The organism is Clostridium senegalense JC122 (genome assembly GCF_000285575.1).
In the GTDB taxonomy this organism is placed as follows: Bacteria; Bacillota; Clostridia; order Clostridiales; family Clostridiaceae; genus Clostridium_J; species Clostridium_J senegalense.
This window is the reverse complement of the sequence record NZ_HE611050.1, coordinates 372,465-386,645: the sequence shown is the minus strand read 5'-3', so window position 1 is coordinate 386,645 and position 14,181 is coordinate 372,465. Positions and strand designations below refer to the sequence as shown.

The 14,181-nt window shown below is 26.1% G+C and carries 16 protein-coding genes; 15 read left to right on the top strand and 1 reads right to left on the bottom strand.

Annotated features, from left to right (window positions below):
- Positions 1-315: 315 nt before the first annotated feature.
- From CSGHG_RS02405 to CSGHG_RS02340, 14 genes are all read left to right on the top strand, one after another.
- A complete protein-coding gene (locus CSGHG_RS02405) occupies positions 316-981 on the top strand; it encodes a YggS family pyridoxal phosphate-dependent enzyme (protein ID WP_010292329.1) in 666 nt (221 codons plus the stop codon).
- A 29-nt stretch (positions 982-1,010) separates the two neighbouring features.
- Positions 1,011-1,478 (top strand): cell division protein SepF, encoded by a 468-nt coding sequence (locus CSGHG_RS02400; RefSeq protein WP_010292327.1) that lies wholly within the window; start codon positions 1,011-1,013, stop codon positions 1,476-1,478.
- Positions 1,479-1,493: 15 nt separating this feature from the next.
- Complete coding sequence (locus tag CSGHG_RS02395; protein ID WP_010292326.1) at positions 1,494-1,763, top strand: YggT family protein; 270 nt, start codon at positions 1,494-1,496, stop codon at positions 1,761-1,763.
- 3 nt (positions 1,764-1,766) lie between these two features.
- Positions 1,767-2,543, top strand: coding sequence for a YlmH family RNA-binding protein (locus CSGHG_RS02390; RefSeq protein ID WP_010292325.1), 777 nt, complete (start codon positions 1,767-1,769; stop codon positions 2,541-2,543).
- An 18-nt stretch (positions 2,544-2,561) separates the two neighbouring features.
- Positions 2,562-3,161, top strand: coding sequence for a DivIVA domain-containing protein (locus tag CSGHG_RS02385; RefSeq protein ID WP_010292323.1), 600 nt, complete (start codon positions 2,562-2,564; stop codon positions 3,159-3,161).
- A 178-nt stretch (positions 3,162-3,339) separates the two neighbouring features.
- Positions 3,340-4,428 (top strand): 3-dehydroquinate synthase, encoded by a 1,089-nt coding sequence (gene aroB / locus CSGHG_RS02380; protein WP_010292322.1) that lies wholly within the window; start codon positions 3,340-3,342, stop codon positions 4,426-4,428.
- A 1-nt stretch (position 4,429) separates the two neighbouring features.
- Positions 4,430-5,122, top strand: a complete 693-nt coding sequence (locus CSGHG_RS02375) for a 5'-methylthioadenosine/adenosylhomocysteine nucleosidase (protein ID WP_010292321.1) — start codon at positions 4,430-4,432, stop codon at positions 5,120-5,122.
- 10 nt (positions 5,123-5,132) lie between these two features.
- Entirely contained in the window at positions 5,133-5,927 is a 795-nt protein-coding gene (gene aroF / locus CSGHG_RS02370; protein WP_010292320.1) for a 3-deoxy-7-phosphoheptulonate synthase, read from the top strand.
- 12 nt (positions 5,928-5,939) lie between these two features.
- The gene (aroA, locus tag CSGHG_RS02365; protein WP_010292318.1) at positions 5,940-7,253 is read left to right on the top strand and encodes a 3-phosphoshikimate 1-carboxyvinyltransferase; all 1,314 of its coding nucleotides are present in this window, start codon (positions 5,940-5,942) and stop codon (positions 7,251-7,253) included.
- Positions 7,254-7,331: 78 nt separating this feature from the next.
- Complete coding sequence (locus CSGHG_RS02360) at positions 7,332-7,937, top strand: TraR/DksA C4-type zinc finger protein (RefSeq protein ID WP_010292316.1); 606 nt, start codon at positions 7,332-7,334, stop codon at positions 7,935-7,937.
- A 114-nt stretch (positions 7,938-8,051) separates the two neighbouring features.
- Positions 8,052-8,504: a signal peptidase II gene (gene lspA, locus CSGHG_RS02355; RefSeq protein ID WP_010292315.1), complete on the top strand. Its 453-nt coding sequence runs from the start codon at positions 8,052-8,054 to the stop codon at positions 8,502-8,504.
- A complete protein-coding gene (locus CSGHG_RS02350; protein ID WP_010292314.1) occupies positions 8,504-9,424 on the top strand; it encodes an RluA family pseudouridine synthase in 921 nt (306 codons plus the stop codon). The genes lspA and CSGHG_RS02350 overlap by 1 nt, the downstream gene beginning before the upstream one ends.
- Positions 9,425-9,437: 13 nt before the next feature.
- Entirely contained in the window at positions 9,438-9,974 is a 537-nt protein-coding gene (pyrR, locus tag CSGHG_RS02345) for a bifunctional pyr operon transcriptional regulator/uracil phosphoribosyltransferase PyrR (protein WP_010292313.1), read from the top strand.
- A 22-nt stretch (positions 9,975-9,996) separates the two neighbouring features.
- Positions 9,997-11,115, top strand: a complete 1,119-nt coding sequence (locus tag CSGHG_RS02340) for a THUMP domain-containing class I SAM-dependent RNA methyltransferase (RefSeq protein WP_010292311.1) — start codon at positions 9,997-9,999, stop codon at positions 11,113-11,115.
- A gap of 44 nt (positions 11,116-11,159) precedes the next feature.
- On the opposite strand, the gene CSGHG_RS02335 is transcribed toward CSGHG_RS02340, so the two are convergent.
- Entirely contained in the window at positions 11,160-12,899 is a 1,740-nt protein-coding gene (locus tag CSGHG_RS02335; protein WP_010292309.1) for an Rqc2 family fibronectin-binding protein, read from the bottom strand.
- 456 nt (positions 12,900-13,355) lie between these two features.
- Here CSGHG_RS02335 and dapF point away from each other — a divergent pair, with 456 nt between their 5' ends.
- Complete coding sequence (gene dapF, locus CSGHG_RS02330) at positions 13,356-14,177, top strand: diaminopimelate epimerase (RefSeq protein WP_026022189.1); 822 nt, start codon at positions 13,356-13,358, stop codon at positions 14,175-14,177.
- Positions 14,178-14,181 lie beyond the last annotated feature (4 nt).

The window sequence follows — 14,181 nt, the reverse complement described above, 5'->3', positions numbered from 1 at the left end:
AGAATATAATAAATATATTGATAAATATTGAGATTTTTTAACAAATTTATATTTTTACGTAAAATATTTAAGGTAATAATTTAATTATTTATATTTATAAAATTAATGAATTTAGGTTAGAATTGTTGAATGGTAAAACGAATAGCATTATAATAAAAAAATAGATAAATTTTCTAAAAAACTAATATCAATTAAGAAAAATAAAAATAATAGCTTAAACTTTATAAATTTTATTCGAAATATAATATATAATTAAATTTAATTTATAAATCGGCTTAAAATAGAATAATATGCTTGTTTAAGGAGGATATTATAATGACAATAAAGGAAAATTATAAAAATGTAGTTAGCGAATTACCTAAGGACATTGTCCTTGTAGCTGTTTCTAAAACAAAACCTGTAGAAGATATAAAAGAAATGTATGATGCTGGCTGCAGAGAATTTGGGGAAAATAAAGTTCAAGAACTTATTAAAAAATATGAAGAACTTCCAAAGGATATTAGTTGGCATTTAATAGGCCATTTACAAAGAAATAAAGTAAAATATTTAATTAATAAGGTAAAACTTATACATTCATTAGATAGTATAAGATTATTACAGGAATTAGAAAAACAATTTTCAAAATCAAGTGTTATAGCAAATACGTTAATTCAAATCAACATAGGTAGGGAAGAAAGTAAAACCGGTATAATGTTAGAACAGTTAGAAGAACTTTTACAAGAAGTTGAAAAATGTGACTTTGTAAAGGTAAGAGGGATTATGGCAACTATACCTAAAGGTGATGAAAAAACATGTAGGAAATATTTTTCGGATATGAAAAATATTTTTGATAATTTAAAAGAAAAAAAATTCAAAAATGTATCTATGGAATATTTATCTATTGGAATGAGTGGAGACTATAAATATGCTATTGAAGAAGGCAGTAATATGGTTAGAATAGGCTCAGCTTTATTTGGAAAAAGAGATTACGATTTAAATTAAATTTATTTAAAGTGGGAGGAGACATATTAATGGAAGGAAAAATTTGGGATAAGTTTGCCAATGCAATAGGAATAGGAGTTCAAGATGATTTAGAAGAAGGAGAAGAAGAAGTTTCAGCAACAAGTGAAGAAATTTTTGAAGAGAATGAATTAGATATTGAGAACTTTGGAACAAATAAAAAACAAAATAAAATAGTAAATATACACACAGCTACTTCAGCAAAAGTTGTAATAATAAAGCCACAAAATTATGATGAGGCTAAATCAATTGTAGATAATTTAAAAAGTAGAAAAATAGTTTTAGTAAATATAAATGGTATAGAACAAAAGGTTGGACAAAGAATATTAGATTTTTTAATAGGTGCAGTATATTCCTTAGAAGGAGATCTTCAACAAGTTGAAAAAGGTGTGTTTATTTTATGCCCTTCAAATGTTGAAGTAACAAACGATTTGAAAAATGAGTTGTCAAGTAAAGGGCTTTTTGGTTTGCAAAGATAATGGAGGGTTAAACTAGTGCTTATAATAAGAATAGTAAGTATGTTTTTTGAAGTAATAAAGGTAGCAATACTTGTAGAATGTTTATTATCATGGATACCCAATGCTCGTTATGGGAAAATAGGGACTATAGTTCGAACTATTACTGAGCCAATAATGGTTCCATGTGAAAAAATTAATGATAAACTTTTCAAAGGATTCCTTTTAGATTTTTCGCCAATCATTGCATATTTTTTAATTTATATTATAGAAAATATAATATTAAGGCTATTAATGGTAATACTATAATATATGATAAATAAAAAAGAATTTTTAAATTGTTTTAATGGATGTGATGAAAGCATTATATATAAATTATATGATAAAATTTTATTAGCTGAGAAAACTAATAAGGTAGTTTATTCAAGGTTTTTTATATATAAGGGCATCTATAATAAACTTAAATCCATGGAAAAAAGTATTGATGCAAAAATATATTGCAATGGAATATTTGACGAATGTGAAAGAGTAATGATTTCTATAAGTAGTTACGAAATACCAAGTTATTATCCTATGGTATTATTAAAAATAGTAAATAAATCAAAATTCAAAAATTTAAGTCATAAAGATTATTTAGGATCTATAATGGCTCAAGGAATAAAAAGAGAACTTTTAGGGGATCTGATAGTTCAAGATAATAGTGCCTATGTTCCCGTAGTAGAAGAAATTGTAGATTTCTTAATATTAAATCTTAATTCTATAGGAAAGTGTCCTTGTGAAGTTATTGAACTACAGGATAATGTTTTAAATATACCTAAAATAAACTTTGAAGAAAAAATTGTAATAGTTACTTCTTTAAGATTAGATAATATTATAAGTAGTATTTGTAATATATCTAGAAGTAAGGCATTAGATTTAATACAATGTGGCAAAGTTTTAATAAATTATGCAGAAGAAACTAAAAAAGATAAGATTATAATTAAAGAGGATATAGTAACTATTAGAACTTATGGAAAATTTAAAGTAGGAGAAGTTATAGGGAAAACAAACAGTGATAGATTTAAAATTTCCATAAAAAAGTACAATTAATTAGGGGTGAGTTAAATTATGAAGTTAACTGCAATGGACATTAACAATAAAGAATTTAAAAAAGTTATGAGAGGTTATAGTACGGAAGAAGTAGAGGAATTTTTAGAAAAAATTGCAGAGGACTATGAAGCTATATATAAGGAAAATACAACATTAAAGGAAAAAATAGCAGTTTTCCAAGATAAGTTAGAACATTATAGCAAAATAGAAAGTACTATACAAAGTACCTTGTTGCTAGCTCAAAATGCTGCTGAGCAAGCAAAAGTAACTGCAGAAAATGAGGCAACTTTAATTGTTAAAAATGCAAATGAAACAGCAAAGAGAATTTTAGATAAATCACATAATGACGTGCTTCAAATAAATGACGATTTTGATAAAACAAAACAAGAATTTTTAAAGTTTAGAACTAAGTTTAGAAACTTTATGACAAGTCAAATAGAAATGTTTGAAACATTAGAAAAAGATTTTGATAAAAATTATAACATTTCTAGTGCTGTAGATGAAGTTTTACAAGAGGTTGCAATAGAAAATATTAAGGAAATAGATTCTAATACACAAGAAATGGCTTATGATGCTAAGGAATTAGATGAAATAAAAAGTTTTTTTGTAAATGAATAAGAAAATAAGACTTTTAGGGTAGAATTACTTTAGAAGTCTTTTTGTTATTTAAAGTTTAAATATGTAAATAATTTTATTATATGGTTTTCTAATATGATATAATATACATATATTTTAAATGAATAAGTAATATTTTGTAAAAAAATAATTTATAAGATTTATGTAAGAGGTGATAATTATGAAGGAAATCACTGTGAAAAGCAATATTAGACCTTATAAAGTATACCTGGATAATGATTTAAATAAACTATATTTAGCTTTAAGTGAAAATAAAATCAAAAATACAGATAAGTTTATTATTATAACTGATAGTAAAGTATACTCTATATATAAGAAAAATATTAAATTTTTCATGAAAAAATTTAATTATAATATTTTTGTTATGGGCGAAGGTGAAAAAAATAAAAATTATGAAACCATAAATAGAATATATAATTTTCTTATTGAAAATAATTGTGATAGAAATACAGTTCTATTTGCTTTTGGTGGCGGAATAGTTGGTGATATAACAGGTTATGTAGCTGCCACATATATGAGAGGTATAAAATATGTTAGTATTCCAACTACGCTTTTGTCTCAAGTGGATAGTTCAGTAGGTGGAAAAGTTGCATATAACTTAAATAATGTAAAAAATGTTATAGGCACTTTTTATGATCCAGTTTTTGTTTTTGTATCTGTAAATTTTTTAAAAACTTTAGAGAAAAAAGAATTTATAAATGGATTATGTGAAGTTATTAAGTATGGAGTTATAAAAAAACAAGAAATTTTAAAATACATTACTGATAATTTAAAAGGTATATTAGAACTTGAAAATGATAAATTATTACATATAGTTAAGGAATGTATAAAAATTAAATCAGAAGTAGTTGAAAGTGATTATAATGATTTAGGATATAGAAATATATTAAATTTTGGTCATACTGTAGGCCATGGCATAGAGATTGATTCAAAACATAGAATAAGTCATGGAATAGCAGTAGCACTTGGTATGTTAGTTGCAATAAAAATATCTGAAGATAAGTTAAATTTAAGTGAAAAGTTTTATGAGGAATTAGAAGTCCTTTATAAAAAAATAGATATTCCTACAACATATAAAGTTGACAATAGAAAAGGATTTTTGTATTCTATAAATCATGATAAGAAAATGGAAAATAATAAAATTAAATTTACTCTTTTAGAAGATATTAATAAATGTTCAACTAAAATAGAAGTTAATGAAGAGGAAATTTTAAAAGCAATTGATAAAAGTATAGGGAGGAATTTTTAAAATGGTAATAGGAATTATAGGAGCAATGGACGAGGAAGTAAAAGGTCTTATAGATGAAATGGATATAGAAAGCCAAAAAGTTAAAGCAATGATGGAATTTAACAAAGGAACATTATATGGTAAAAATGTTGTTATTGTAAGATGTGGAATAGGTAAAGTTAATGCTGCAATTTGTACTCAAATTTTATGTGATGATTATTATGTAGATAAAGTTATTAATGTTGGAATAGCTGGTGGAATAGGCATGGAAATATATCCTGGAGATATAGTTATAGGTTCAGATTTAGTACAACATGACATGGATACTTCTGCATTTGGAGATAGAATTGGTCAAATACCAAGATTAGACGTTTTTGATTTTAAATGTGATGAAAAATTAGTGAAATTATGTAAAGAAGCATGTAATCAATTGAAAAATCATAAGAGTTTTGTAGGAAGAATAGTTTCAGGTGATCAGTTTATTGGTAATGTTGAAAAAATAAAGTGGTTAAATTCAGAGTTTAATGCATTAGCTTGTGAAATGGAAGGTGCTAGTATAGCACATGCTGCATATCTAAATCATGTTCCTTTTGTAGTAATAAGATCTATATCAGATAATGCTAATAATGGAGCTCATATAGATTATGAAAAATTCAAAGATATAGCAGTAGAAAATTCAAATAACATATTAAGATATATGTTAAAGTCAATGTAGGTGATACTTAATGTTATTGGAAAATAAAAATTCTAAAAAACAAAAAACTGTGACAGTAAGAGATATAGTTATAGGAGGGCCAGAAAAAGTTATAATATCTGGACCATGTTCAGTAGAAGATTATGAAACTATGAGGAAAATAGGTAGTGGATTAAAAAAATGTGGTGTACAAATTTTAAGAGGTGGAGCATTTAAACCGAGAACTTCTCCATATGATTTTCAAGGATTAAAACATGAAGGTGTTAAAATACTTCATGAAGTAGGAAAAGAGTTTGATATGCCAATAGTTACTGAAATTATGGATGCAAGAGATTTAGAATCTTGTGCAGAGCATTTGGATATGATACAAGTAGGATCTAGAAACATGTATAACTATACTCTTTTAAAAGAACTTGGGAATTATAATATACCAATACTTTTAAAAAGAGGAATGAGTGCTACTCTTACAGAATGGTTAAATGCAGCAGAATACATAATAAGTAGTGGAAATTCAGATGTTGTTCTTTGTGAAAGAGGTATAAGAACTTTTGAAACTTATACAAGAAATACATTAGATTTAAACTTAGTTGCTGCTATAAAAGAAAATTATAATATACCAATAATAGTTGATCCAAGTCATGGTACAGGGCGAAGAGAACTTGTAGGGAAAATGTCTTTAGCAGGAATTGTAGCAGGAGGAGATGGCGTTATAATAGAAAGTCATATAAATCCTGATAAAGCTATATCCGATGCCAAACAAACAATATCAATAGAAAACTTAAGTGAAATAATTTCTAATATAAAAAAAATAGAAAATTTATTTTAGGAGAGTATAAATATGGATATATGTATATATGGTAGCAAGAAAAATTGGGATATATCTTTAACTATACCAGGTGATAAATCTATAGGACATAGATCACTTATTATTGGATGCATACCTAAAGGTAAATATAAAATAGAAAACTTTTCTTTTAGTAAGGATTGTTTAACAACTTTAGAAATAGTAAAAAAACTTGGAGTTGTAGTAAGTGAAAAGTCCATAGATAATAAAAGGATTTTATATGTTGACTCTCCAGGTTATGCTAATTTCAATAAAGAAATCGGTACTGTAAATTGCAATAATTCAGGTACTACAATAAGATTGATTTCTGGATTGTTATGTGGAGCAAATATTAAAGCTAGGTTAATTGGTGATGATTCATTGCAAAATAGACCGATGAAAAGAGTCATTGATCCATTAATACGTATGAATGGAAGTATTGAATCTAAAAATGGAAAGCTTCCATTATTAATAAATAAAAATGCTGGGTTAAATGGAATAGAATATAATATGACAGTTCCATCAGCACAGGTCAAATCATCCGTACTAATAGCAGGTTTTTTAGCCAGTAAAAAAACTGTAGTTACTGAATTTCATAAAACAAGAAATCATACCGAAAAATTATTTAAATATTTAGGTGCAAGCATAAATATTGATGATAATAGGATTTCTATTGAAAATTCAAATATAGAAAGTAAGGATATATTTGTGCCAGGAGATCCATCAAGTGCAGCATTTTTGATAGGAGCTACTATTCTATCTGAAAAATCTAAAATGAAATTAAATAATGTTTTACTAAATGAAGGAAGACTTAAATATGTAGATATATTAAAACGAATGGGAGCTAATATATCTATAAATAGAACTGGTATTTTAAATGAAGAACTTATAGGTGATATTTATGTTGAAAGTTCTAATTTAAATGGAATTACGGTAAAAAGTGATGAAATTCCTAATATAATAGATGAAATTCCAATTTTAAGTGTTTTAGCAGCTTTTGCTAAAGGAAATACTTTATTTGAAAATGTAGAAGAATTAAAGTATAAAGAATGTGATAGGGTAGAAGCTATAATTAAAAATTTACAAAATATGGGTATTGAATCTACTATAGATGCAAAATATAATTTAAAAATTAAACCTATAGATAATATAATAGAAAAAAATATAGAAATAAATTCTTATAATGATCATAGAATTGCATTAGCATTTTTAGTTGCATCAATCAAGAATAATGATAAAACTATAATAAAAAATTATGAATGTACTGATATATCTTTTCCAAAATCACTAAATTATTTTAAAGATGTATTAAAAATAGAAAAAATGTAATAAAAACAGTATAATAAAATTCTCTTATAAACAAACAATAATTAAGACTACACATTAACTTTTAAGGAGTGATGTATTATGAATAAAAATGATCTTAATTATTTTAAAAGTAGACTTATAAGAGAAAAGCAAAAGATACACGAAGTTATAGAAGAATTAAAACCTAAAAAATCAATAAATACTAATGCTGAAATGGCAAGCGAAATATCTGTTTATGATGATCAGACAGGCGATAGTGCAGGAGCATTATTTGATATGACAAGAGATATGGCACTTGAGAATAATGAAAAGACTATACTTACAAAAATAGATAATGCAATCAAGAAAATAGATAATGGAGATTACGGTAAATGTAATTTATGTGGTAAATCAATATCACAGGAAAGACTAAGTTTTATTCCATATGCTGAAAATTGTATAGAATGTGAAAATAAGATTAATGAGGAAATTAAGGTAAAGAATAATTCTATTGAAACCATGAAAAATTTAAAAAATAGTGAAAGGCCGTCATATTATTCATATAAGGCACTAGATAATTCTGTTTATAAATTTAATAATGGATATGAAAGTACTAATGGTTTTATAGATATAGATGGAGAGTATGATAATTATTATGATGATAATTATTATGTTGATCCAATAGAAAGTATTAGTAATACACAATATAAAAATCAATTACCATAGTAGCTTATTAAAATCAAAATGTTAAGGTGTATATCTAAGAATGGGTATACACCTTAATATAAAAAATAAAACAAAAATTTAAATAGTAAGGTTTGTTTTTAGGGGGTGGGTTTTATGATTTTAGAATTGTTGATAGTAATTATAGGATTTTTTGCTGATAGAATAACTAAATTATGGGCATTAGGTTATCTAAAAGGAACAGATGGAATAACCATAATTAATAATATTTTTAAATTTGATTATCTGGAAAATAGAGGCGCAGCTTTTGGAATATTAGAAAATAGGATATGGTTTTTAGTTTTGATAACTACTATTGTAGTTGGAGGAATTATAGTTTATTTATTAAAGGCAAAACCAACATTTAAACTTACAAGAATAGCATTTTCAATGATTATAGCAGGAGCCTTAGGAAATTTTTATGATAGATTGGTTTATAAATTTGTTGTAGATTTTATTTGCGTACATTATAAAGACATATATTATTTCCCGACATTTAATGTAGCAGATATATTAGTGAGTTTAGGCACAATAGCTATAATAATTTGTATAATAAAGGACGAGATTTAATGGAAAAAATACTTTTAAAAGTAGATGAAGATAATATTAATAAACGATTAGATTTATTTATAAGTGAAAATTTAGAGGGAAAGTCTAGGTCATATGTTCAAGGATTAATAGAAGATGAGAAAGTAAAAGTAAATGAAAAAATAAAAAAAAGCAATTATAAGTTAAAATTAGAAGATGTAATAAATATAGAAGTACCACAGCCTAGAGAACTTGAAATAGAGGCTGAAGACATATCATTGGATATAGTATATGAAGATAGTGATGTTATTATTGTCAATAAAGCTAAGGATATGGTTGTTCATCCAGCACCAGGAAATTATAATGGAACTTTGGTAAATGCATTATTATATCATTGCAAAGATTTATCAGGTATAAATGGTGTTGCAAGACCTGGTATAGTTCATAGGATAGATAAGGATACCTCAGGCATATTAGTTATAGCTAAAAATGATAATGCTCATAATAGGTTAGCAGAACAATTTAAAGATCATAGCATAACAAGAACTTATTATGCATTAGTTGAAGGTGTTATCAAAACAGATAGTGGAGTAATAGATGCTCCTATAGGAAGGCATCCAGTAGAAAGAATAAAAATGGCTGTTGTAAAGAATGGAAAGCATGCAGTTACTCATTATGAAGTTATAGAAAGATTTAAAGGTTATACCCTTGTTAAATGTAACCTTGAAACAGGTAGAACCCATCAAATTAGAGTTCACATGAGTCATATAGGTCATCCATTGTTAGGAGATGAAGTATATGGATTCAAAAAACAAAAATTTAAACTGCAAGGTCAAGCTTTACATGCGAAAGATTTAGGTTTTATACATCCAACAAAAGGTGAATATGTTGAATTTTCATCGCAATTACCACAGTATTTTGAAAAGCTTTTAGAGAATTTAAGAAATATTAGTAAAATATAGGGAGGTTTAAGTCTTGGAAGTTAAATCAGTAATATTAGATGATACAGGTATAAAAAGAACTTTAACAAGAATTTCACATGAGATAATAGAAAAAAATAAAGGTGTAGAAGATGTAATTTTAGTAGGAATAAAAACTAGAGGAGTTCCAATAGCAAATAGGATAGCTGAATTAATAGAAAAATTTGAAGGTGTAAAGGTTCCTGTAGGTAGTGTTGATGTTACTCTTTATAGAGATGATTTAACTGAAGTTTCAGCACAGCCAGAAGTGGGAAATACACATATAGATATAGAAATTGAAAATAAAAAAATAATTTTAGTAGATGATGTATTATACACAGGAAGAACTGCAAGGGCAGCATTAGATGCTATAATAGATGTAGGAAGACCTAAAATGATACAATTAGCTGTATTAGTAGATAGAGGTCACAGAGAGCTTCCTATAAGAGCTGATTATGTAGGTAAAAATATACCAACATCAAAGAAAGAAATAATATTTGTGAAGATAAAAGAAACTGACGGCGAAGACTTAGTCAATATATTAGAAGATTAAATAGAACTAGGAGATTAAAAGTATGATGTACGAAATTATTGCTACTACCACATTTGGATTAGAGGCTATAACAGCTAAGGAATTAAAAGAATTAGGATATGAAGATTTAAAAGTTGAAAATGGAAGGGTTATGTTTGAAGGAGATGAGATGGACATAGCAATATGTAACATACATCTTAGAACAGCAGAAAGAGTATTTATAAAAATGGCAGAGTTTACTGCTAAAACTTTTGAAGAACTATTTCAAGGAACTAAAGCAGTAAATTGGGGATTTCATATTCCTAGAGATGGAAAAATGCATGTAATAGGAAAATCAGTAAAGTCAACATTACATAGTGTTCCAGATTGCCAAAGTATAGTAAAAAAAGCAGTAGTAGAAAGTATGAAAGAAAAATATAATACAAGTTGGTTTAATGAAGATGGTCCAGTATATAAAATTGAAGTTTCAATATTAAAAGATGTTGTAACTTTAGCTATAGATACATCTGGTGTTGGACTTCATAAAAGAGGATATAGAGAAAATGCGGGAAATGCTCCTTTAAAAGAAACTTTAGCAGCAGCAATGGTATTAATTGCAAAATATGATGGTTCAAGAATTCTTTTAGATCCATTTTGTGGATCAGGAACTATAGCAATAGAAGGGGCTATGATAGCAAGAAATATTGCTCCTGGAGTAAATAGAACTTTTGAAAGTGAAACTTGGCCTAATATGTCAAAAGAAATGTGGGCGCAAGTTAGGGAAGGTGCTAAAAGAGCGGAAAATAACAAACAAATAGAAGTACTAGCTTCAGATATAGATGGTAGAGTATTAAGAACTGCTATGGATAATGCTAGAAAAGCCGGAGTAGATGATATTATAAAATTTCAAAAGTTGCCAATGCAAAGTGTACGCTCAAGAAAGAAAAATGGACTTATAATAACAAATCCACCATATGGAGAAAGATTACTAGATGAAAATGAAGTAAAAATATTATATAAAGAGTTTGCCAATATGTATAATAATTTAAATGATTGGTCCTGCTACACTTTAACATCTTTTGATGATTTTCAAAAATGTTTTGGTAAAAAAGCAGATAAAAATAGAAAATTATATAACGGAAGAATACAATGTTATTATTATCAATATAATATAAAAAAATAGTAAAAAGGGTTAATTCAAATTTGAATTAACCCTTTTATTATTTTTTATATTTGAGAAACTTTAGGAACTTCTGGTGTAACATAAATTGTTTTATTAGTGTAATAGATAACCATTCCTGGTTTAGACCCAGAAGGTTTTTTCACATGTTTAACCTCTGTATAATCTACTGGAACATTAGAGGAAGTTTTACTTTTACTATAATAACCAGCTAGGTTTGCAGCTTCAAGCAATGTATTTTCAGGAACTTCTCCATTACATTTTATTATAACGTGAGAGCCAGGTATATTTTTGGTATGAAGCCATATATCATTCTTATGAGCAAATTTTAATGTTAAATAATCATTTTGAATATTGTTTTTTCCTACATAAATATCGATGTTATCACTAGATATAAAATGCATTGGTTTAGAAGGCTTCTTTTTACAATTTTTCTTAGATTTCTTAAAGGCAATATATCCAGTTTCTATTAATTCAGTCTTAATGTCTTCAATTTCAGTATAGTTATCTGCATTAACTATATTAGCCATAACTGATTCAAGATAATTAAGTTCATCTTTTGCAATTTCTAATTGAACAACTGCATTTTCTTCTGCTTTTTTTAGCTTTGTATATTTTTTATAGTAAATCTGAACATTTTCAGAAGGTGTTTTAAATTCATTTAAAGGTATAGTTATATATTCCTCTTTTTCACTATAGTAATTTAATACATCTATAGATTTATCACCTTTCTTTATAGAATATATGTTAGCAGTTAATAATTCGCCATAGAGATTTATATTTTGTTTTTCTTCGCATTCTTTTAATGTATTTTGTAAAATTCTAATTTTTTTCTTCACTCTATCTATATTATTATTAACAATTTTTTGTAAATCATGGCTACGATTATTTAATCTATCATGTTTATCCTTTTCAAAATAAAATTCTTCTATTAATGTTGAAGGGTTTTCATAGGATTTACAATGAAAATTTTCAAGAGAAGTTAATTCTATACAATGAAAATCTTTTAATATGCCATTATTTGAATAAGATGCAAAGAAAAAATCATTTTCTTTTATTCTTAAAAATATGTTTAAAGAAAATTCATAAACTTTTTCTATATTATCTAAACTTAAAGTAATATTTTCTTTATTAAGTCTAAAAACTAATTCTTTAGATAAATTACTGCTAACTCCTGTGAACATCAATGTAAAGAATTTATTGTCTATATCTTTTTCACTATATAACTCAATAGCTCTATTTTTAAAATCTTCTTTAGAAAAATTAAAAGAATTAAGTTTTGGTGATGTTGGTGGGTATTTATATTCTACACCGGCATATAAAACTCTATAAGTGTTTATATCAGCAGTTATATGTTTTATACTATCCATAACTATATTATCTCTTTGTCTAACTAAAGAAATATTACTATGTCTTCCCATTATTTCTACAATAAGAGAATAAACACTATTAAAGCCTAATTCATCACTACTTTCAAAATCTAATACTACAAGTCTATCACTATCAATTTGAGTTATATTTGTTAAAGTAGCTGTATTTAGATATTTTCTAAGAACCATACAAAACATTGGTGCTTTTAATGGGTTTTCTTTATTATTATTCGTTATGTTAATTCTAGCAAAATTAGAACTCGCACTAATAAGTAATTTTTTCGTTTTTCTATCTTTTTTTAATGTTAATATTATTTCATCCTTCTCCGGTTGATTAATCTTTTCAACTCTACTATTTAAAAAATCTTTTTTTAATGCATCCACGATACTATGCAGAAAAATTCCATCTAATGCCATGTAAATCATCCTTTCTTATGGAATTTAATATATGAAATAAATAACTATTATAAATAAAAGTTATTTAAATTTTTTATAAAAATATATTTATAGTATACCATTAACAAAGATAACTATGGTAGGATTTTTGAAATTTGTGAATGAATCGTGTTATTATATAATTAATATATTAAAATATATAGGGAAACAAGCTCCAATTTAAATTTATTCAATAACTTTAAAATACTTTCACACAAGATACAGTGTTGAATTTTAAGTGATTCGAAGCATGTCTCACTATTTTAGGTATCCAAGTTTTGGAATGGATAATTTTAAAAGTCAACTTGGAACCCTATATTAAACAATTAAATTTCAAACATAAAAAGGTATGTGCATATAAGCAGATATTTTTAATGAAAACTTAAATTACTATATTTATTAAGAAATTAAAATGAATAGGGGGAAATGATTATGACTATAAATTTTATCAAGATGCATGGTGCAGGTAATGATTTTATAGTTTTTGAAGATTTTAAAAATCAATATAATGATTTATCAATTATAGCTAAGAAATTATGTAATAGAAGATTTGGAATAGGTGCAGATGGAATATTAGTTGCAAGAAAAAGTCAAGTTGCTGATATAGAGATGATAATAATAAATGCAGATGGATCTTATGCAGCTATGTGTGGAAATGGAATAAGATGCTTTGCAAAGTTTGTTTATGAACAAGGCTATGTGAGTAAAGAAACTATTAGGATACAAACTGGTGATGGAATAAAAATTGCTGACTTGATTTTTAGTAAAGGTGATATTCAAGGGGTAAAAATAAATATGGGTAAACCATCGTTTGAGTGTAAAGACTTTAAAGCTAATTATAATGAAAAAATAATAAATAAGAAGTTTAATGTTGATGGTAAAGAATATACATTAACATCACTACTTATGGGGGTTCCGCATACTGTTATAATAGATGAAAATAATAATTTTAATGTAAATGAAGGTTGTAAAATTGAAAAGCATGAAACATTTATAGAAGGAACTAATGTTAACTTCTGCAAAATTAAAAATGATAGCCATATAGAGGTGAAAACTTGGGAAAGAGGAGCTGGTCCAACATTAGCTTGTGGAACAGGCTGTTGTGCATCTGTAGTTGCTACTAATAAACTTGGACTTGTAAAAAAAAGTGTTACTGTTGATGCACCAGGTGGAAGACTTTTTGTAGAAATAACAGATAATGGAGTAATGATGACAGGTCCAGCAGAAAATATATGCGCTGGTAATACTTATATATTATAAAAAA